General features: G+C 64.0%; 22 protein-coding genes. 11 read left to right on the forward strand and 11 right to left on the reverse strand.

The window, feature by feature from the left end:
• Positions 1-13: 13 nt before the first annotated feature.
• Complete coding sequence (locus tag ACFC25_RS05085; RefSeq protein WP_376044343.1) at positions 14-961, reverse strand: general stress protein; 948 nt, start codon at positions 959-961, stop codon at positions 14-16.
• 77 nt (positions 962-1,038) lie between these two features.
• Here ACFC25_RS05085 and ACFC25_RS05090 point away from each other — a divergent pair, with 77 nt between their 5' ends.
• The 3 genes from ACFC25_RS05090 to ACFC25_RS05100 are packed head-to-tail and all read left to right on the forward strand — an operon-like array spanning position 1,039 to position 4,194.
• On the forward strand, positions 1,039-2,322 hold the full coding sequence (locus ACFC25_RS05090) for a magnesium transporter MgtE N-terminal domain-containing protein (protein ID WP_131131437.1): 1,284 nt from the start codon (positions 1,039-1,041) through the stop codon (positions 2,320-2,322).
• Positions 2,306-3,058, forward strand: a complete 753-nt coding sequence (locus ACFC25_RS05095) for a DUF1003 domain-containing protein (protein ID WP_337345699.1) — start codon at positions 2,306-2,308, stop codon at positions 3,056-3,058. Before ACFC25_RS05090 ends, ACFC25_RS05095 begins: the two co-directional genes overlap by 17 nt.
• Positions 3,059-3,066: 8 nt before the next feature.
• Entirely contained in the window at positions 3,067-4,194 is a 1,128-nt protein-coding gene (locus ACFC25_RS05100; RefSeq protein ID WP_376044344.1) for an Mrp/NBP35 family ATP-binding protein, read from the forward strand.
• A 55-nt stretch (positions 4,195-4,249) separates the two neighbouring features.
• Here the strand turns inward: ACFC25_RS05100 and ACFC25_RS05105 are convergent, their stop codons facing one another.
• From ACFC25_RS05105 to sigE, 3 genes are all read right to left on the reverse strand, one after another.
• Entirely contained in the window at positions 4,250-4,660 is a 411-nt protein-coding gene (locus ACFC25_RS05105; RefSeq protein WP_376044345.1) for a Sec-independent protein translocase TatB, read from the reverse strand.
• A 69-nt stretch (positions 4,661-4,729) separates the two neighbouring features.
• Positions 4,730-5,578 carry an anti-sigma factor gene (locus tag ACFC25_RS05110; protein WP_376044346.1) on the reverse strand — a complete coding sequence of 283 codons (849 nt, stop codon included), beginning with the start codon at positions 5,576-5,578 and terminating at the stop codon, positions 4,730-4,732.
• 8 nt (positions 5,579-5,586) lie between these two features.
• Positions 5,587-6,204, reverse strand: a complete 618-nt coding sequence (gene sigE / locus ACFC25_RS05115) for an RNA polymerase sigma factor SigE (protein ID WP_337350922.1) — start codon at positions 6,202-6,204, stop codon at positions 5,587-5,589.
• A 231-nt stretch (positions 6,205-6,435) separates the two neighbouring features.
• Here sigE and ACFC25_RS05120 point away from each other — a divergent pair, with 231 nt between their 5' ends.
• Positions 6,436-7,068: an O-methyltransferase gene (locus tag ACFC25_RS05120; protein ID WP_337350921.1), complete on the forward strand. Its 633-nt coding sequence runs from the start codon at positions 6,436-6,438 to the stop codon at positions 7,066-7,068.
• A gap of 92 nt (positions 7,069-7,160) precedes the next feature.
• Here the strand turns inward: ACFC25_RS05120 and ACFC25_RS05125 are convergent, their stop codons facing one another.
• The 4 genes from ACFC25_RS05125 to ACFC25_RS05140 all read right to left on the reverse strand — a co-directional run bounded on the left by ACFC25_RS05125 (position 7,161) and on the right by ACFC25_RS05140 (position 10,088).
• On the reverse strand, positions 7,161-7,328 hold the full coding sequence (locus ACFC25_RS05125) for a DUF3117 domain-containing protein (RefSeq protein WP_009357720.1): 168 nt from the start codon (positions 7,326-7,328) through the stop codon (positions 7,161-7,163).
• A 233-nt stretch (positions 7,329-7,561) separates the two neighbouring features.
• On the reverse strand, positions 7,562-8,812 hold the full coding sequence (locus ACFC25_RS05130; protein WP_376044347.1) for a hypothetical protein: 1,251 nt from the start codon (positions 8,810-8,812) through the stop codon (positions 7,562-7,564).
• Positions 8,809-9,273 carry a DivIVA domain-containing protein gene (locus ACFC25_RS05135; RefSeq protein ID WP_376044348.1) on the reverse strand — a complete coding sequence of 155 codons (465 nt, stop codon included), beginning with the start codon at positions 9,271-9,273 and terminating at the stop codon, positions 8,809-8,811. Before ACFC25_RS05135 ends, ACFC25_RS05130 begins: the two co-directional genes overlap by 4 nt.
• Before the next feature lie 32 nt (positions 9,274-9,305).
• Positions 9,306-10,088 carry a TIGR00730 family Rossman fold protein gene (locus ACFC25_RS05140; protein WP_337345692.1) on the reverse strand — a complete coding sequence of 261 codons (783 nt, stop codon included), beginning with the start codon at positions 10,086-10,088 and terminating at the stop codon, positions 9,306-9,308.
• A gap of 116 nt (positions 10,089-10,204) precedes the next feature.
• Here ACFC25_RS05140 and ACFC25_RS05145 point away from each other — a divergent pair, with 116 nt between their 5' ends.
• The 4 genes from ACFC25_RS05145 to ACFC25_RS05160 all read left to right on the forward strand — a co-directional run bounded on the left by ACFC25_RS05145 (position 10,205) and on the right by ACFC25_RS05160 (position 13,524).
• Positions 10,205-10,960, forward strand: coding sequence for an amino acid ABC transporter ATP-binding protein (locus ACFC25_RS05145; RefSeq protein ID WP_337345691.1), 756 nt, complete (start codon positions 10,205-10,207; stop codon positions 10,958-10,960).
• A gap of 73 nt (positions 10,961-11,033) precedes the next feature.
• On the forward strand, positions 11,034-11,921 hold the full coding sequence (locus ACFC25_RS05150; RefSeq protein ID WP_337345690.1) for a glutamate ABC transporter substrate-binding protein: 888 nt from the start codon (positions 11,034-11,036) through the stop codon (positions 11,919-11,921).
• A gap of 98 nt (positions 11,922-12,019) precedes the next feature.
• Positions 12,020-12,670 (forward strand): amino acid ABC transporter permease, encoded by a 651-nt coding sequence (locus tag ACFC25_RS05155; RefSeq protein ID WP_337345689.1) that lies wholly within the window; start codon positions 12,020-12,022, stop codon positions 12,668-12,670.
• The gene (locus tag ACFC25_RS05160; protein WP_337345688.1) at positions 12,667-13,524 is read left to right on the forward strand and encodes an amino acid ABC transporter permease; all 858 of its coding nucleotides are present in this window, start codon (positions 12,667-12,669) and stop codon (positions 13,522-13,524) included. The genes ACFC25_RS05155 and ACFC25_RS05160 overlap by 4 nt, the downstream gene beginning before the upstream one ends.
• Positions 13,525-13,591: 67 nt before the next feature.
• Here ACFC25_RS05160 and dapE read toward each other — a convergent pair whose 3' ends face one another.
• The gene (gene dapE, locus ACFC25_RS05165) at positions 13,592-14,728 is read right to left on the reverse strand and encodes a succinyl-diaminopimelate desuccinylase (protein WP_376044349.1); all 1,137 of its coding nucleotides are present in this window, start codon (positions 14,726-14,728) and stop codon (positions 13,592-13,594) included.
• A 50-nt stretch (positions 14,729-14,778) separates the two neighbouring features.
• Here dapE and dapD point away from each other — a divergent pair, with 50 nt between their 5' ends.
• The gene (gene dapD / locus ACFC25_RS05170; RefSeq protein ID WP_376044350.1) at positions 14,779-15,831 is read left to right on the forward strand and encodes a 2,3,4,5-tetrahydropyridine-2,6-dicarboxylate N-succinyltransferase; all 1,053 of its coding nucleotides are present in this window, start codon (positions 14,779-14,781) and stop codon (positions 15,829-15,831) included.
• Positions 15,832-15,851: 20 nt separating this feature from the next.
• Positions 15,852-16,703: a hypothetical protein gene (locus ACFC25_RS05175; RefSeq protein WP_376044351.1), complete on the forward strand. Its 852-nt coding sequence runs from the start codon at positions 15,852-15,854 to the stop codon at positions 16,701-16,703.
• Between the two features lie 35 nt (positions 16,704-16,738).
• Here the strand turns inward: ACFC25_RS05175 and ACFC25_RS05180 are convergent, their stop codons facing one another.
• Positions 16,739-17,350 (reverse strand): hypothetical protein, encoded by a 612-nt coding sequence (locus ACFC25_RS05180; protein WP_337345684.1) that lies wholly within the window; start codon positions 17,348-17,350, stop codon positions 16,739-16,741.
• A 68-nt stretch (positions 17,351-17,418) separates the two neighbouring features.
• On the reverse strand, positions 17,419-18,063 hold the full coding sequence (locus tag ACFC25_RS05185; RefSeq protein WP_376044352.1) for a TetR/AcrR family transcriptional regulator: 645 nt from the start codon (positions 18,061-18,063) through the stop codon (positions 17,419-17,421).
• A 123-nt stretch (positions 18,064-18,186) separates the two neighbouring features.
• On the opposite strand from ACFC25_RS05185, the gene galE reads away from it, so the two are divergent.
• On the forward strand, positions 18,187-19,200 hold the full coding sequence (gene galE, locus ACFC25_RS05190; RefSeq protein WP_376044353.1) for a UDP-glucose 4-epimerase GalE: 1,014 nt from the start codon (positions 18,187-18,189) through the stop codon (positions 19,198-19,200).
• Positions 19,201-19,395 lie beyond the last annotated feature (195 nt).

Raw genomic sequence — 19,395 nt, forward strand, 5'->3', positions numbered from 1 at the left:
GTGGACGTAACGGCTAGGAGCCCGCTTCGTCCCGGTTCCTGTCCGGTGCCACGTCGGGCTGCTGCGCAGGCTGCCCGGAGTCCGGGTGGTCGCTGCCGGGCCCGGCGTTGTTGGCGGGTGAGGCAGGCGCGGGGTTATCGCTGACACGCACGCCGTACTGCGGCCGGCCATCGGGCAGGTCAGGATAGCGAACCGCCGAGACGGGGGCCGGAGCCGGCTGCGCCTGGCCCTCGGCCGGCTGGCCTGGTTGTGCGGCCACAGCGGGGCCGCCCTGCGTACCGGGGCTCTGCTGTCCGTACGGATCGTTCCAGCTGGCTGGCCTCACGGGAGCCTGCCCTTGCTGGTGGCCGGCCTGTTGGCCGGGCTGTTGGCCGGGCGCCTGCCCCGGCTGCTGGTAAGGCTGGTTGTGGTAGTCGCCCTGCGTGTATGGCCTCGGCCCGGCAGCGGCGTCGGACCGTGTCATCGGCAGCTGCTGGAGCAGCCGCCGGGCTTCGTGGGCGGCCTCTGGCGAAACCACCACGTCATAGGTGGTGGCCACCACTTGGCTGGTAGAGGTGAAGTCACGCTTTCCCCGCTGCATGGCGTAGGTGACAATGCCGAACAACATAAAGAACGCGGCACCCATCAACACGGACGTCAGGATGGAGAAGTAGCCCGGGGACGGTGCGAAGAAGGACAGCATCACGCCGACGAACAGACCGAACCACATTCCGCTCAGCGCCCCTGACAATGCCACGCGGGGGTAGCTGAGGCGTCCCGTCACGCGCTCCACCATCTTGAGCTCGTTGCCCACGATGGACACCATCTGGACCGGGAACTGCTGGTCAGCGAGATAGTCCACAGCCTTCTGGGCATCCAAGTAGGAGTTGTAGGAACCCACGGTGTCACCTGTGGGGACGGTGCGGGACTCGTCCACGCCGTTGGACCCGCCGGCCTTCGGACCACCAAAAATGTTTGACATACCTCCATTCTTGCCTATCAGCATGTGTGCCGCCTGTAAATTCAGCTAAAAGAGAGCAGACTCGGTAGCCTGTAGACGTGAGCACAAATCTTTCGCGCGTCTTCGTTGCGCGCCTTCTGGGTCTTGACGTCTTCGACCCGCTAGGCGACCGTCTGGGCCGGTTGCGCGATGTTGTGGTGCTCTCGCGCGGAAGCCGGGGCGCCCCCCACGTGGTAGGCATCGTCGTCGAAGTTCCGGGTAAGAAACGCGTTTTTGTGCCGATGACGCGCATTACCTCGATCGACCAGACCCAGATCATCTGCACCGGCCTGGTCAACCTCAGGCGATTTGAGCAGCGCGGCGCCGAGACACTGGTAGTGGCGGAGATGTTTGACCGCCGGGTAACGCTCAGGGATGGCAGCGGTGACGCCACCATCGAGGACATCGCCATGGACCAGCACCGTTCCCGGGACTGGTTCGTCAGCAAGCTGTTTGTCCGCCGCGGCCATTCCCTCTCGCCCCTGAGCCGCCTGCGCCGCAACGAGACCATGATCATCGACTGGGCCGACGCCCTCCAGGGTGCCCGCACCGAGCCCCAGGCCGCAACGCAGTTCGTAGCAAACCATGAAGACCTAAAGCCCGCGGACTTCGCCGAGGCGCTGCAGGAGATGAGCGATAAGCGCCGCTTCGAGGTAGCCAGTGAACTCCAGGACGAACGTCTCGCCGATGTCCTGCAGGAGCTCCCGGAGGATGACCAGGTGGAGATCCTTTCGGCCCTTGATGTCCAGCGCGCCGCTGACGTCCTCGAAGAAATGGACCCCGACGACGCCGCCGACCTCCTCGGCGAACTGCCCACCGCCCAGGCCGAAGAACTGCTGCAGCTGATGGAGCCCGAAGGCGCCGAAGACGTCCGGCGCCTGCTCGAATATGACGAGGATACCGCTGGCGGCCTGATGACGCCGGTACCGGTGATCCTTCCCCCGGAGGCGACCGTCGCCGAAGCCCTGGCCCACGTCCGGCGCGAGGAACTCTCTCCCGCCCTGGCTTCGTCCATCTTCATCGCCAGGCCACCGCTCGAGACTCCGACCGGCCGATTCCTGGGCGTCGTGCACATCCAGCAGCTCCTGCGATTCCCACCCTTCGAGCCCTTGGGGAACCTCGTGGACAAAAACCTGGAGCCGTTGTCGGACCAGGCCCACATCAGCGAAGTCGCCAGGACGCTCGCTACCTACAACCTGAACTCCCTGCCCGTGGTCAATGATGACGGCCGGCTCGTGGGGGCGGTGACTGTTGATGACGTTTTGGATCATCTGTTACCGGATGATTGGCGCGCCCATGATGGCGAAGCCCCGATAAGAAGGCTCGGTGGCCGCATTGGCTGACAATACCGCTCCCAAGAATCCCGGCCAGCGCGGCACAGGGAAGGCAGCAAACAAAGGAAGCCTCGACACACCCCTGAGCGGCCGCAAGCGGATCCTGCCTAAGTTCTCCCCCGATCCGGACGCTTTCGGCCACGCAACCGAAGGTTTTGCCCGGTTCATGGGTACGCCCCAGTTCCTGGTCTACATGACAGTCTTCGTCGTCATCTGGCTGGTCTGGAACACCTGGGCACCGCTGGAGTGGCAATTCGACTCCCGCGCCCTCGGCTACACCTTGCTGACGCTGATGCTTTCGCTGCAGGCGTCCTATGCTGCACCCCTGCTGCTGCTGGCCCAGAACCGGCAGGATGACCGCGACCGCGTCTCGCTGCAGCAGGACCGCCAGCGCGCTGAACGCAACCTGTCCGATACCGAATACTTGACCCGTGAGCTCGCCTCGCTGCGGATCGCCCTTCGCGAGGTGGCCACGCGCGACTACGTCCGCGCGGAGCTGCGTTCGTTGCTGGAGGACATGCTGGAGGCCCAGGAGGAACTGCGGACCCACGACCCCTCCGGGGCCGGCAGCCACGAATCGCCGCGGGACAAGGTCAAGGAGAGGCTGAAGGAGAAACGGGATCGGCAGCGGAGCCCCCGCACGCAGCAGATCCCCCGGGTCAAGCCCAGTCACGCCGCCCAGCAACCCGCCGTAACGCCGCAGCCGGCGCCCCCCGAAACCTTTACAACCCCGGAAGCCGAGTAAACGCCTGCATGTCTGAATCCCTGCACCAGGCGGTTAATACTGCCCTGGCCACCGTCATCGACCCTGAACTCCGCCGCCCCATCACGGAGCTAGGCATGGTGGACTCGGTGGAGATTTTCGACGACGGCCGTGTTCGGCTTGCCGTGCTGCTCACCATCGCCGGTTGTCCCCTCCGCGACACCATTACGTCCGACGCCGACAAAGCGCTTTCCGCGGTTCCCGGGGTCACCGCCGTCGAGGTTGAACTGAAGGTCATGAACCAGGCCCAGCGCGACGCCCTGAAGGAACAGCTGCGCGGCGCCGGCGGCCAGCGCGGCATCCCCTTCAACCAGCCCGGTTCTCTGACCAAAGTCTTCGCCGTGGCCAGCGGCAAGGGCGGAGTGGGGAAGTCTTCCGTCACCGTTAACCTGGCCTGCGCCCTGGCCGCGCAGGGACTCAGGGTAGGGATCGTGGACGCCGACGTCTACGGCTTCTCGGTTCCAGCACTGATGGGAATCACGCAGGCCCCGACGCGGGTGGACGACATGATCCTGCCACCGGTCGCGTACGGCGTAAAGGTCATCTCCATCGGGATGTTCGTCACGGCGAACCAGCCTGTGGCCTGGCGCGGTCCCATGCTGCATCGCGCCTTGGAGCAGTTCCTCACCGATGTCTACTTTGGTGACCTCGACGTACTCTTCCTTGACCTCCCCCCAGGTACTGGCGACATCGCCATCTCTGTAGCCCAACTGCTGCCCAAGGCGGAAATCCTGGTGGTCACCACGCCCCAGGCCGCTGCGGCGGATGTCGCCGAGCGGGCAGGCGCCATCGCCACCCAGACGGGGCAGTCGTTGGCTGGAGTCATCGAGAACATGTCCTACCTCGAGATGCCCGACGGCGGCAGGATGGATTTGTTCGGAAGCGGCGGCGGGGAGGTCCTCGCCGAGCGGCTCACGGCAACAGTGGGTTCAGAGGTACCGTTGCTGGGCCATATTCCGCTGGACATCCTCCTGCGGGAAGGCGGGGACGCCGGTTCGCCGATCGTGCTGGGGCAACCGGAGACGCCGGCCGCTAAGGCGCTTGTTGAGATTGCCGGCAAGCTGTCGGCGAAACCGCGCGGGCTGACGGAGATCAAGCTGGGGCTGCAGCCGCGCTGACTGCCATGGGCTGGCGGATCGGCGGGACCCTCCCGATGCCCTCCCCGTGCAGTTCCTAGGTTGCTTCGGTGTCGAAGGGCGCTGCTTCACCGGCTGGCAGCTGCTGGATAACCCGTTCAGGGCGGGCGGCCGTCGTAGTCGCGCCGGCAGTGACGGCTGCGGCGCCGGCCACGGCTGCCACCGCTGGCGCACCTGCGCTGACCGGTTTGGAGTCGTCGTCAAGAAGCGCTTCCTTGATGATGCGCCGGGGATCGTACTGGCGGGGATCGTATTTCTTCCAGTCGACCTCGTCGATGTCGATCCCCACCTCCTCTTTGATCTGCTCGCGGGCGCCGGAGGCCATGCGGCGGACTTCCTTCACCAGATTTGCAAGTTTCTGGGTATATTCGGGCAGCCGCTTGGGACCGATCACCAGAATGCCGATGATCAGCAGAAGGAAGAACTCCGGGCCGTTGATTCCAAACACTTTAGGAAGATTACCCTCTCCGGGGTCATGCTGACGATTCCCGCTTACGACCGGCGGCAACAGCCAGTTTTAAGGCGTCAGAATCCGGACAATTTTGTGCAGGCCACGCTGCAGTCGTTCACTCAGGGGCTCCGCTGCAGGAGGACTGACGGACGCCGTCCCCTCCGGCGCAACGCCCGCGCTGATACCGGTCGCGGCGAGGGCGGTGAGCCGCTGAAGGACAGGGAGGGCGTCGTCCGCCCGGTCCGCCGGTAGGTCGGATTCGTACGTGAGCGTGTTTGCTCCGGACTGGAGGACCGCCGCCCCGGGTACGGAGCTCAAGATGGACACGTCACTGTCCCCTGCAGGCGTGCGGACGTCATGCTGCTCGACGACCTTGGCATAGTACCGGCCATCTGAGAGCTTCATCTCGACGGCCGGGCGACCGTCCAGCGTGGTTGCCCTGGCAGAAAGAACGTGAAAGCCCAAAGACTCCAGCTCAGGACACACCCAGCCTTCCAGGCGCAGTCCTGCAAGCTGTCCGGCGCTCAGCTCCCGGCCGTCGGCGGGCACCTTGGCGGGCTGCTGTACAAAGCTGCCAGCGGCCGAACTGGCAGCCATCGGCAACGGGTCGCCGGCCAGGGCGAAAGCGCTTGCGGCAAGGACCCCGGCAGCTGCCGCCGTCCCGCCGGCTGCGAAGGCCAGGATCTTCGCTCCGCGGTGCGGACTGCGTGACGGCTCGCAGGAGGCCATGGCCAGGACATGCGTCTGCTGCAGCAGGCGGGCCGTGAGATCCTGGCTGGCAGGCGGGATGGCCGCTTCCCGCAGTCTTTCGATGTACTGGCGTTCGCGACGCATGGCCGAGGCGCACTCCGGGCAGCTCTTAAGGTGGCTGTCGGTCCGGGGATGCCTGCGGAACAGCGGGTTGTCGGGAGTCATGAGGCCGATCAGAGAATGCTGGCGATGCGTGGCATCGAAAGCTTCGGCTTGCGCGAGTGCTGCGGCCGTGGGTCCCGGTGCGCGAGCTTCTCACGCAGCATGGTCCGGCCGCGGTGGATGCGCGAACGCACGGTCCCCAGCTTGACGCCAAGCGCCGCTGCAACTTCGTCGTAGGACAGGCCCTCGAGGTCGCACAGCACAACTGCCGCGCGGAAGTCCGGCGGAAGCTCCTCCAGTGCGGCCTGCACGTCGAGGTCCAGGTTGTTCAGTTCGAAGCTCTGCTCCGGCCCCGGTTCGCGGCCCGGGATCCGGGATTCGGCGTCCTCCGCCAGCGCGTCAAAACGGATGCGGCTCTTCCGCCGTGCCTGATCCAGGAAGAGGTTGGTGGTGATGCGGTGCAGCCAGCCGTCCAACGTCCCAGGTTTGAAGTTTTCCAGTGACCTGAAGACCCGGACAAAGACCTCCTGGGTGAGGTCTTCGGCGTCGAACTTGTTTCCGGTCAGGCGGTAGGCCAGCCGATAGACTTTCGCGGAATGGTTGGCAACCACTTCTTCCCAGGTTGGCCTGACCCATTCGACCGCAGGATCTTGTGATGCAGGGACAGGTGCCACAACTGATGCTGACATCGTCCACTCCCCTCGTGCATAAGCTAACGCCCGGATACTGTTGACATCTCTGGTTCGGCGCCGATCACCGTATGGATGAGCGGATCTCCATCATTTCAAAGTTGGCTGGGAATTTCCTGATTGGCAAGCCACTTCTGCCAAAGGCGCAACCCCCGGGATCCGGCGTCCGTGCCTTAAGACACAGTAGGCTGTATTCAACACTCCCCTGCCGCCCAGAAAGCGAAATCACCCATGAGCGCCGACAAGTCCACGAGCTGGTCCTATGCAGAAGATCTGCCCGCAGAGGATGAAGTCATGCTTCGTGCACGCGAACGCTCCTTTGAGCTGGGAGTGACCCCGATCGGACGCGGCGTGGGCGCCGTATTGACGGTCCTGGCAGCGTCCTCCAAGGCGCAGACCGCCGTCGAAATCGGTACTGGAGCAGGAGTTTCCGGTGTCTGCCTCCTGCGCGGCCTGGGGCCCCAGTCCGTGCTGACCACCATCGATGTGGACGTTGAACACCTGAAAGCGGCACGGGAGGCGTTCTCGGAGGCAGGCAGCCCTGCCAACCGCACGCGCACTATCTCCGGACGTGCCGGTGACGTCCTGCCGCGGCTCACCGACTCCGCCTACGACCTCGTCTTCATCGACGCCGACAAGCCGGGCCTGCCGGGTTACGTGGAACAGGCTGTCCGCCTGCTGAAGTCCAGGGGGCTGCTGATCATCAACGACGCCCTGGACAAAGATCGGGTGGCCAACCCTGCCAACAGGGATGCCACCACGGTTGTGCTCCGCCAGGTGGGCAAAACCATCCGCGACGACGAGCGGCTCGCCTCCAGCATGCTTCCCACCGGCGACGGCCTTTTGGTCGCGGTCAAGAAATAGGCGGCCAAGAATACCCACGCCCGGGAATAGTCCCGGCCAGGAAAAAGGCCAGGGCCCGCCGCCCTAAGGCAGCGGACCCTGGCCCAGCGAGATTATTCGGTAACGCCTACGAGGCATTCCTTAAGGTTTGCCGCTTCCGCTGCATTGAGTTCAACAACAAGCCGTCCGCCACCTTCGAGCGGCACACGCATAATCAGGCTGCGGCCCTCCTTGGTGACTTCCATAGGGCCGTCGCCGGTGCGTGGTTTCATAGCCGCCATGAGGAATTTCCCCTCCAATTAGTCCAGGACATATCAGCCCGGACGGGCTGTGTCCGCATGGTCAATCAAGCCGCTATGGCGGCACGCGTGGGCACCGCCATGGCTGAACATATTCTGAATGCTTTTGTCCTTGCTTACTTACTATTATCCCGTAATTACCCGCACGTAGCTAATCGATGGACATTTCCGGCCGCGTCGCATTCCTGCACTCCGCCGCCGGGCATGGCGGGCAATCACGGCGGATAGTCGCCGCCTCCGGGCAGTTGGGCCCAGGCCCACAGCCAGACAATCCAGACGATCTGCAAAATAACAAACATCACGATTACTGTGCCGCGGTAGGCCTTGGAGCGGGACAACACCGCTGCAGCGAGGGCCAGCGGAAAAAGCGGAAGCAGCATCCTGAACGTGCTGGTCTGGGGATGCAGGAACAGCAACAGGTATCCCATGTAGCAGGCGCACCACAAACGGAGTTCAACACCAAGTTTCAGTACCGGAGGGCTAAAGAGCATCAGCGTAAACAGCCCGGCAAAAACGAACGGCGCAACCACGCCCAGTACTGGCCCAAAGAGCTGCATGCCTGTGTCGAACCATGGCTTGAACGGCACGAGGTCGTGACCCCGCCAGACCGTCTCCGTCTTGGTGTACGCCTCGATATCACCGGTAGCGGCCCAGGCGGCGGCAGGCCAGATGAGAGCGGCGGCTCCGCTGACGGCGGTCAGGCCAGCCAGGGCGCCCAGCTCCCGCCGGCTGTGCACCTGGGAGTCCTGTTCACCACGGCCTCGTTGCACCAGCCGGCAGATAAACAGCACTCCAACCATGGCGGCAAATGGCACCCCCACCGGCCGGGAGAGGCTCATGAGCAGCACCACTGGCATCGCGAGGTAGTACTGCCGCCTTACCAGCAGCAGCAGCGCCGCACCCAGAAGGAGGATGGTCAATGGCTCGGCATAGGGCACCTGGAGTATCCCGGAAACGGGGAAGGTCGCGAAGAACGCCACTGCCCACATGGCTGTGCCGTGCGGCACCCGGTGGCGGAACAGGCTGTAGAGGACCAGGGCTGCCATCAACCCTGAGAACATCGCGATGAGTGCCAGCGACGCTTCCGGCGCGATGCCGGTCAGCGCCGAAAGTGCCCCGCCGAGGAAAGGGAAAAGCGGGTAGAACGCCCAAGCGTTTTCCTGGACATTGCCGGCCGCGTCAACCGGGAGGACCGCCGGGTAGCCGTTGCTGATGACCTCGCCGTACCACCGCGCGTCCCAGATATTGATGAAGTTCCAGTAGTCCGGCTTGGCAGGGAACCAGGGATTGGTTCCCTGGTGCCGGGCTGCAGCCACGAAGATACCTGCGCTGACCAGCCTGGCCGCCACGTAGAGGGCTGAAACCTGAAGCCACCACGGCCAGTGCCGAACTGCATCTCCGGCCCGTGTCGCCAGTGCGCTGATCGAGGAGGCGAAGCCCTGCCTGCTTCCAGTGTCCGTGCTCAAGCCCCGTCCTCCGCCGGGCTCCGGCCCGGGCCCGGCGGTGCCTGTTCCGGTCCCTGTTGCGGTGTCGGTTCCGCTGCCTGTTGCGGTCCCAGGTCCGTGTCCGCCGGGTTCTGAATCACACGCTGTGCCTCAACAAGCCGCGCAGTCAGTTGCTCCACTTCCCGGCGCTTGGCGGCGAGCTGGTCGCGAAGCTCATCAAGCACCTGGTCCACCTGGTCCATGCGGTAACCGCGCAGGCCCAGGGAAAAGCGGACGCGGTCGACGTCGGCCGGCGCCGCATCGGCGGGTAGCAGGACTGGAGGAAGGTTTGCCACGGGCTGCTCGAAGCCGGCGTCGAGGAGTCCGCTTTCCCGCACGGCGCCCGGGCGGCCGCGCCGGAAGATGCTGGAAGGGCCGCCGGCACCGGCCCACACGACGGCGCCAACCAGCACGATGGCCAGGAAAACCAGGAAGAAGCTCACAGCATCAATCGTGCCAGATCGCGGACAACCTGCTATTCGGGCCGCTGCTCGCCGTTGGACGGTACCTGGACAGTGCCGTGGAGCACGCGGTCCACGGCGTCGGCGGCATCGTCAACAACCTGGATCAGGTCCAGGTCCTTCTCGGAAACCATGCCCTCGGCCACCAGTGTGCCCTTGATCCACTCGATCATCGGACCCCAGAAGTCGACACCGAGCAAGACGATGGGGAAGGAGGTGACCTTCCGCGTCTGGACCAGCACCATTGCTTCGAACAATTCATCCAGGGTCCCCAGCCCGCCTGGAAGGACAATGAAGCCCTGGGCATACTTCACGAACATCGTCTTGCGCGCAAAGAAGTACCGGAAGTTGATGCCGAGGTCCACCCATTGGTTGAGGCCCTGTTCAAAGGGAAGTTCGATGCCCAATCCCACCGACACTCCGTTTCCCTCAACGGTCCCCCGGTTGGCGGCTTCCATGGAACCGGGACCGCCTCCGGTAATCACAGCCACGCCCGCCTCCGCGAGTTTCCGGCCCACTTCCACGCCCATCTCGTAATAAGGGCTCCCCGGCTTGGTCCGGGCGGAACCGAAAACGCTGACCGCCGGGCCCAGGTCTGCCAATGCCCCGAAGCCTTCAACGAACTCGCTTTGAATCCTCATCACACGCCACGGATCGGTGTGGACGAACTGCCCGGCACCCTTGGTGTCAAGCAAATGCTGATCAGACATTTCCACGGCCGCCTGTTTGCGGCGGAGTTCAAGGGGCCCCTTACGGCGCGGCTGGGAAGTTTTGGCCGGATCTGCGTTGATGCTCATCACACAAGGCTAGCGCCACGGCGGGCACACCAGCGGCAGGTATCTCTTGAATCACGATCCGCACGAACTTGGCGTGATTCCCGTCATAAGAGGTCTTTGTTCGCTAGATTCTTCCTATGACTACTCATGTGCCCGGCGATGCGCTCGTCTCCCTGAATGGTGTGAATAAGCATTACGGTCAGCTGCACGTTCTCAAAGACATCAACCTCCATGTCCGCAAGGGCGAAGTGGTTGTTGTCATTGGGCCCTCCGGCTCCGGCAAGTCCACGCTGTGCCGTGCCATCAACCGCCTCGAAACAATCGAGGGCGGCACGATCAGCATTGATGGAAAAGTGCTGCCGGAGGAGGGGAAGGAACTCGCCCAGCTCCGCGCCGACGTCGGGATGGTCTTCCAGTCCTTCAACCTGTTCGCGCACAAAACCATCCTTGAGAACGTCACCCTTGGTCCCATCAAGGTCAAGGGCGTGGCCAAGGCCCAGGCCGACAAGGAAGCCATGGCATTGCTGGAGCGGGTAGGCGTGGGACACCAGGCTCCCAAGCTGCCGGCGCAGCTCTCCGGCGGCCAGCAGCAGCGTGTAGCAATCGCCCGTGCCCTGGCCATGAAACCGAAGGTCATGCTCTTCGACGAGCCCACCTCGGCGCTCGACCCCGAGATGATCAACGAGGTCCTGGATGTCATGATCCAGCTGGCCAAGGAAGGCATGACCATGGTGGTGGTGACCCACGAGATGGGCTTCGCCCGGAAGGCCGCGGACCGCGTGGTCTTTATGGCTGACGGCCAGATCGTGGAGGACGCCAAGCCGGAGGAGTTCTTCACAAACCCCCAGAGCGACCGCGCAAAGGACTTCCTGTCCAAGCTGCTTACCCACTGATTCAACCATCGAACGCACACACTCCAGTTCGCACCCAGGCCGTGACCCGCGGCCGACCAATGAAAGGAATGTCATGAAGGCATTTATGACCCGCCGGAAGTCGTTCTTCGTGGCGGCTACCGCAGCCTTGGCGTTGTCCCTGAGCGCCTGCGGCGGAACCACGCCCGGCACCACCGCCGATCCCACCGTTGCCGAGAAGCCCACATTCGCCGCTGGCACCACCATGGAGAAGCTGGCCTCGGCCGGCACCATCAAAATTGGTACAAAGTACGACCAGCCGCTCTTCGGCCAGGTGGGCCTGGACGGCAAGCCCGTTGGCTTCGACGTCGAGATTGGCAAGCTGATCGCAGCCAAGCTCGGCATTCCCGCAGACAAGATCGAATGGTCCGAAACGCAGTCGGCCAACCGGGAGCCCTTCATTGAACAGGGCAGGGTGGACATTGTCATCGCCACCTACACCATCAACGCCAAGCGCAAAGAGGTCGTCAGCTTCGCGGGTCCGTACTATGAGGCCGGCCAGGCACTGATGGTCAACAAGGACAACGACTCCATCAAGAAGCCGGAAGACGTCAAGGGCAAGAAGGTCTGCTCCGTGACCGGCTCCACCCCTGCCGCCACCATTGTGGACAAGTATGGAGCGATACTCGCCCCGGCCGGCAAGTATTCAGACTGCCTGGAACCGCTGCGCAACAAGCAGGTTGAAGCCATCACCACGGACAACGTGATCCTGGCCGGCTTCGTGGACAAGGAGCCGGATGCCTTCAAGCTCGCCTCCGACGAAACCTTCACCAAGGAGCCCTACGGCATCGGCCTGAAGAAGGATGACACCGAGTTCCGCAACTGGATCAACGACCAGCTGGAAGCCTTCGAGGAAGACGGATCCTACAAGAAGGCCTGGGAAGCAACCGCGGGTTCGGTCATCAAGACCGCTCCTGAACTTCCCGCCCTCGACCGTTACTAGGTAACAGCGGCGGTTTCCGGGGGATGTTATTGCACAGCTGATCCCCCGGAAGCCGCCACCTCTTTTTCGACCGCCTACGCCCAGAGCCGAAGGATCCTATGGAAGTCATCATTGAAAACCTCCCCCTGTATTGGGAAGGCCTTCTCCGCACTCTTTTCCTGTCTGTCGTCTCCGGGATCATCGCCCTGATAGTGGGAACCCTCCTGGCTGCCGCCCGGGTCTCCCCCGTTGCGGCGTTGCGCGGCTTCAGCACCGTGTACGTGGAGGTCCTCCGGAACACGCCGCTGACCATTGCCTTCTTTTTCGCCGCAGTAGTTCTGCCGCGGCTCGGGGTGACCTTCCAGCAGTTCGAAGTCGCCGCTATCATCGCCCTCAGCGCCTACACTGCGGCTTTCATCGCCGAAGCCGTGCGCTCCGGCGTCAACAGTGTGCCGGTCGGCCAGGCAGAGGCCGCGCGCAGTATCGGCATGAAGTTCGGGCAGGTGCTCTCTTTCATCATCCTGCCGCAGGCCCTTCGGACGGTGATCCCGCCGCTGATCAACATCCTGATTGCCCTCGTGAAGAACTCCTCGGTCGCCGGCGCGTTCTTTGTACTCGAACTTTTCGGCTACGGCCGCCAGATGGCTAACGCCAACGGCGACCAGGTCATGGCCGTGCTTCTCGGCGTGGCGTTCTTCTATCTGCTCCTCACCGTTCCGCTGGGCATCCTGGCCAGCACGGTGGAACGAAAGGTGGCGATTGCCCGATGACATCAGTTCTCTACGACGTTCCCGGCCCCAAGGCACGCCGGGTCTCCCTGATCGGTTCCGTCATTGGAACCGTCCTCATCCTTGGCCTGCTCGCATGGATTGTCATGACCCTCACGCAGCAGGGCATCTTTGAAGGACGGCGCTGGGCAATCTTCACCCGCGCCGACGTCTGGACACTGCTCGCAAGCGGTATCGGGGCCACGCTCAGTGCCGCTGCGATCGCCGCAGTGATCGCGTTTCCGCTCGGGCTGATGCTTTGCCTGCTCCGGATCTCACTCGTTGACTGGATCCGGATACCCACGCGGATAGTCCTTGAGTTCCTGCGCGGGATGCCCGTTGTCCTCATGATGCTCTTCGTGCTGCTGGTCTTCGGCACTAGCTCCTTCGTTGCCGTGATTGCCGGGCTTGTCCTGTACAACGCCGCGATCTTCGGTGAAATCATCCGGGCCGGTATTCAGTCGCTGCCCAAGGGCCAGAGGGAGGCGGGCCTGACCATCGGGCTCACCAGCTTCCAGTCCCGCATGCTGATCGAACTGCCACAGGCTGTCCGCCGGATGATGCCATCTCTGGTGGCCCAACTGGTGGTACTCCTGAAGGACACGTCGCTTGGCTACATCGTGGCCTACGGCGAGCTCCTGCGCGCAGTCCAGGTCATGGCAGACTTCCTTGGCAACGCGTTCCTGTTCCCGATCTTCTTCGTAGCTGCCGCCATCTACATCGCGATCAACATCTGCGTGTCCCGGATCGCGGTCTGGATCGAGCGCCGTGGTTCCAAGAAAGCCGCGGGTGGCGTGGCCAAGGCGCCAACCGCCGTCGTCGCCCCGGAACTTCCCGAGGTACGCGAACCCAAGTAGGCTGCTTCCTCCAGCGTGCAGAAAGGGTCCGCAGCCAGCTGGCTGCGGACCCTTTTTGCATTGCGGACTAGGCCGCCAGCCAGCTCCGCAGTGCGCGCAGGCATTCGCGGATGGCGTCCGCGTCAACGTGTTCGTTGTCCTTGTGCGCCAGCAGCGGGTCACCCGGCCCGAAGTTCACGGCCGGGATGCCGAGTTCGCTGAAGCGTGCGACGTCGGTCCACCCGTATTTGGGTTTCGGCTCGGCCCCGACGGCGGCTACGAAGGACGCGGCAGCGGGATGATTCAGGCCGGGACGCGCGCCCGCGGCAGCATCGGTGCGCACGACATCGAAGCCTTCGAGCAGTTCGCGCACGTGGGCCTCCGCCTGGTCAGGCGTCTTGTCAGGGGCGAAGCGGTAGTTGATCTCCACCACGCAGCGGTCCGGAATGACATTGCCTGCCGTGCCGCCGTTGATCTTCACGGCGTTGAGGCTCTCCCGGTAGTCCAGTCCATCAACGTTGACGGTCTGCGGTTCGTAGGCAGCCAGCCTGGCCAGGATCGGGGCCACGGCGTGGATGGCGTTCTTGCCCATCCAGGCGCGGGCGGAATGTGCTGCCTCCCCCACCGTAGTGGCCTCAAAACGGCTGGTCCCGTTGCACCCGCCCTCCACCGTTCCGTGGGTTGGCTCCAGGAGGATGGCAAAATCGCCACCCAGGAGCCCGCCGTAATTGCGGACCAAGCGGCCCAGCCCGCTCTTGACCGCTTCCACTTCCTCGTGGTCGTAGAAGACAAAGGTGACATCGCGGCTGGGTACCGCGCCGCCGTCGAACATGGTGGCTGCCAGGGCCAGCTGGACCGCAACGCCGCCCTTCATGTCCGTGGCTCCGCGTCCATACAGGGCCCCTTCGCCCGGAATACCGGACTCCCAGCTCGACGGGACAGTGCCACGCGCGCCCTCGGTGGTTGGCAGCGGAACGGTGTCCAGGTGACCGGCAAGGATGACGCGTTCCGGCCGACCCAATTCCGTGCGTGCAATCAAGGACTCGCCGTCGCGCACCACGCGCAGTTCCGGGATGGCTCGCAGGGCGGCCTCAACGGCGTCGGCCAACTCCGTCTCGTTGCCGGAGACACTGTTGATGTCCATGATGGCGGCGGTGAGGAGGGCAACGTCCTGGTGGACGTCGAGCGGCAGGATGGAAGCGTCAGGAGCAGTTTCGGCAGTCACGAAGCCAGTCTAGTTCGAACCGGAGGTCCGGCTCTCGATAGACTGGGCCCATGACTGAGACCGCTACTTCTGCCGTGCCCGAAAACCAGAACGCAACCGTTGATGCCCGCTCCGCCTATGGCTTCGGAGTTGCCACCATCGCCACCGCCCCTGGTGACGAAAACGGCGTGGAAAATGCCAACGCCACCGTCCTGGATGTCTGGTTCCCGGCCCCCGCCCTTGGCGTGGCCGCGGAGAGCCTGCGGGCCGTCGAAAACGCTGACCCCACCCTGGCTGAAATCGCGAAGAACGGGGCCGACGCCGACCGTGGAACCGAGCAGAAAGTGGTTTTCGTCCAGATAAACCTGGATGAGGCACCGGCAGACACAGCTGACGCGTACCTGCGCCTGCACCTGCTGTCGCACCGCCTGGTGAAGCCCAACACCATCAACCTTGACGGCGTGTTCGGCAAACTCCCCAACGTCGTCTGGACCAATTTCGGCCCCGCCGCCGTGGAAGGCTTCGAACTGACCCGCGCCAAGCTGCGCAAGCGCGGCGCCGTCACCGTTTTCGGCGTCGACAAATTCCCGCGCATGGTGGACTACGTGGTACCCACCGGAGTCAGGATCGCCGACGCCGACCGCGTCCGCCTCGGTGCCCACCTCGCCGAAGGAACCACGGTGATGCACGAGGGCTTTGTGAACTTCAACGCCGGCACGCTGGGGACCTCGATGGTGGAAGGCCGGATCTCCGCCGGTGTAGTCGCCGGTGACGGCAGCGACGTCGGAGGCGGCGCGTCCATCATGGGCACCCTGTCCGGCGGCGGCAAGGAAAAGATCGCCATTGGCGAGCGCGTGCTGCTGGGCGCCAACTCCGGCGTCGGAATCAGCATCGGCGATGACTCTGTGGTGGAAGCCGGCCTCTACGTCACTGCCGGCACGCGCGTTCGCGTGATCGGCCCGAAGGACGCCGACGGCGAGGACACCACGAAAGTGGTCAAGGCCGTTGAGTTGTCCGGTGTTCCCAACCTCCTGTTCCGGCGCAACTCCACCACAGGCGCTGTGGAGGTCCTCCCCCGCAAGGGCCAGACCGTGGAACTCAACAACGCCCTGCACGCCAACTGAGCCCCGCACCTCATCCTTCAGTGGCACGTAAACGTGGCCTCCGGCGACCTGTGGTGCTGCTCCTCACTCTGGCACTGGTAGGAGGCGGGGTTTACACGGCTTTTTCGTTTCTGCAGCGCTCCGAGACCCTCGTCTCAGAGCGCTGCACAGCCGTGGTTGGCTCCCAGACGGCGGAACTCGCTACTGACCAGGCGGTCAACGCGTCCCTGATCACCGCCGTCGCGGTCCAGCGCGGGCTTCCGCCGCGCGCCGCAAGCATCGCCCTGGCCACTGCCATGCAGGAATCCAAACTGCGCAACATCGGCCACGGTGACCAGGCCGGTCCGGATTCGCGGGGGCTGTTCCAGCAGAGACCGTCCCAGGGATGGGGCACGGAGGCACAGATCATGGACCCCTACTACGCGACCAACGCGTTCTACGACGCACTGGTCAAGGTACCGGGCTACGAATCCCTGGAAATCACCGACGCCGCCCAACGGGTGCAACGCTCCGCATACCCCGACGCATATGCCCAGCACGAGGAAATGGGCCGGTACTTCGCCTCCGGACTGACGGGCCAGTCGCCGGAAGCGGTGAACTGCACGCTGCGCTCCCCTGACGCTCCGGGCGACCCCGCCCGAGTGGCCGCCGAGTTGTCCCAGGCTTATGGCGCCCTGGACACCACGGCGGAGGCGCAGACGCTGACCATTGAGGCAAGCGGCGCCCGGGCGTGGTCGGTGGCCCATTGGGCTGTTGCCAACGCCAAGGGCCTTGCAGTCATCAATGTGGAGGTTGCCGGGCGAAGCTGGAGCCGCGGAGACGACGGATGGCAGGTCTCCGATACCGCCGACAGCCAGGTACGGATAACCGTCTCGCCTCCCATCGACAGCTAAGCTCCTCCGGCGGCCGAGGTTTTAGCAGGACGTGCTCAGACGAGCATTTCCACGACTGGCTGGACGTAACTGCGGAAGAGCTCGGGCTGGGACATCAGCTCGTGGCTCATGATGATCTTGTCCGGTTCCAGGTACCACGCCCGTTGCTCGTTCAGGGGCAGTTCAATAATGGTCAGGTTGAAGTCCCGGGAACCCCTGCCAATTTCCATGAGGCGGTCATCGACCATGTCATCGAGCAACTGGTCGGAGCCGCTGGCCACCCTTTCCGCCTCCAACTCGGCATATTCGCTGCGACGCTCCCGTGCCCACGTCAGGGCGGCACCGAAGTGCGCCTGCAGGACACGCTGCAGTGCCGGGGAGTTGCCGAAGGCCTCAAAGGTGGGCGGCGTCAGCTCCGGCGACATCTGGGGATAGGACTTGAGCAACTGGTCCCACCAGGCTTCCCACTCCGTCTTGAGTGCACTAAGCCCACCCACTTCGGCAGTGAGATGGGAGTGGTCCGCATGGCGGATCTTCGGGGCGGCATGGGACAGGGCGGGACGGCCGGCCCCGTCCAGTCCGGCGGCATCTCGCACGTACAGGGCGATCATCATGGGACCTGACGTGTCCATGGTTATCTGCCAGCCGGAACCGCCTGTGTGATGCATCCCTATTCCTCCCGTGGCGTGCGCTGTACCGGCTTTGTGTTCCGGATCTGCTTCCCCCGGCTCCCAGTCTATTCCCGAAGCTGCCTGACGTTAACGGCCTGACCAGCGGACATGCCCGCGATATGGCGCCCCAGGACGTCCCGGCACATCTGTGCGGTCATCCACTCGGGCTGCAGCAGCGCGTGCATGCACAGGCCGTCAATGGTGGCAAGGAGCCTTTCGGCTTCGATGACCAGTGACTGCTGCCCGTTGCCATCATCCGGCACGAGGTCCGTGACCAGCCGGCCCACCACGGCAGCCACCCCGCGGTGGCTCCGGTCGGCCTCGGCAGCCAGGAAAGGCCGGATGCGGGCTGCGTTCTTGAAAGCCATCCAGACGCAGGCGTCCACGGCACGCTCTTCGTCCAGCGGCAACAGTTCACACAGCAGTGTTAATACGGCCTCGTGGTGTTCCACCGTGCCAGCTGTGTGTTGTTCCACCGTGTCCAGCGCACGGGAGACACGGAAGATGATCCGGTCAATGACGGCGGCAAACGAGTAGCCCAGCAGTTCCTCGCTGCTCGCAAAATAGTGCCGGACGGAGCCGACGGCGAGCCCGGCCTCATCGGCGACCTCGCGGAGCGACGCGCGCTCCAGGCCATCTACGGCAATGATTCTGAAAACGGCGTCGACAACTTCCCCACGCCGGGCTTCGGCGTCCACGATTTTAGGCACTCCTCTTTTTTAACACAGTTGTGCTTTATAGGCGTAATCCCGCTGCGCTACTTCCGGACCGGTCCATGACCGGCATCCGGAATGACCGGGCGCACGGGGCATGAAGTGGGATAGCGTTGAGGCATGAAAATTCTGGTCACTGGTGGCACCGGGTACATCGGCTCCCACACTGTTTTATCCCTGCAGGAAGCCGGCCATGACGTAGTGGTGATCGACAACCTGGCTAACTCCAGCGAGGAGTCCCTGCGCAGGGTTGCAGAGCTCAGCGGAAAAACGGCCGAATTCCATAACGTGGATCTGCTGGACGAGGCAGCCGTCGAAGGCGTATTCGCCAAGGGCGGGATTGACGCCGTCATCCACTTCGCCGGCCTGAAAGCGGTAGGGGAATCAGTCCGCGAGCCCCTCAAGTACTACTACAACAACCTCGTGGGCACCCTGAACCTCATCCGTGTCATGGACCGCCACGACGTCCGCTCGCTCGTTTTCAGCTCCTCGGCCACCGTGTACGGCGAACACAACCCCATCCCCTACGTCGAGAAAATGGAAATCGGCGCCAACAACCCCTACGGCCGGACCAAGGAACAGATCGAGGACATCCTCTCTGACCTCGGCGACGCCGATCCCCGCTGGCACATCGCCCTGCTTCGCTACTTCAACCCCGTCGGCGCACACCCCTCCGGCCGCATCGGCGAGGACCCCCAGGGCATCCCCAACAACCTGGTTCCGTTCATCGCCCAGGTGGCCGTGGGGCGCCGCGAAAAGCTCATGGTCTTCGGCGGCGACTACGACACTCCCGACGGAACCTGCCTGCGGGACTACATCCACGTCGTCGACCTCGCCGAAGGCCACGTCGCTGCGCTGAACCACGTCGCGGACCGCGCCGGAGTGTTCCGCTGGAACCTCGGCTCCGGCAAGGGCTCCTCCGTCCTGGAAGTCCTGCGCTCCTTCGAAAAAGCCGTGGGCCAGCCCATCCCCTACGAGATCACCGGCCGCCGGGCCGGCGACCTCCCGGCGTTCTGGGCCGACCCCCACTCAGCCCTGGCCGACCTCAGCTGGTCCACCACCAAAACTGTCGACCAGATGTGCGAGGACCACTGGCGCTGGCAGAAAAACAACCCCCAAGGTTACAACTCCTAGCATCTAAGGTACAAAAAGCGGCCACGGGCAGCCCAAATGCGTGACTCTTAGCTGACCCGAGAATTGGGTTCAGCGGAATACCGGGCTTTCCGTTTGGCCGGCCGCTCAAAAGTGACGCAATCTGGCTGCGGGAAAGGCAGCGAGGGGTAGCTTTGGGTCATGAACGACGGCGGCCGCCCACCTTGGGAAGGTGGG

Source organism: Pseudarthrobacter sp. NPDC055928 (genome assembly GCF_042270935.1).
Lineage (GTDB): Bacteria > Actinomycetota > Actinomycetes > Actinomycetales > Micrococcaceae > Arthrobacter.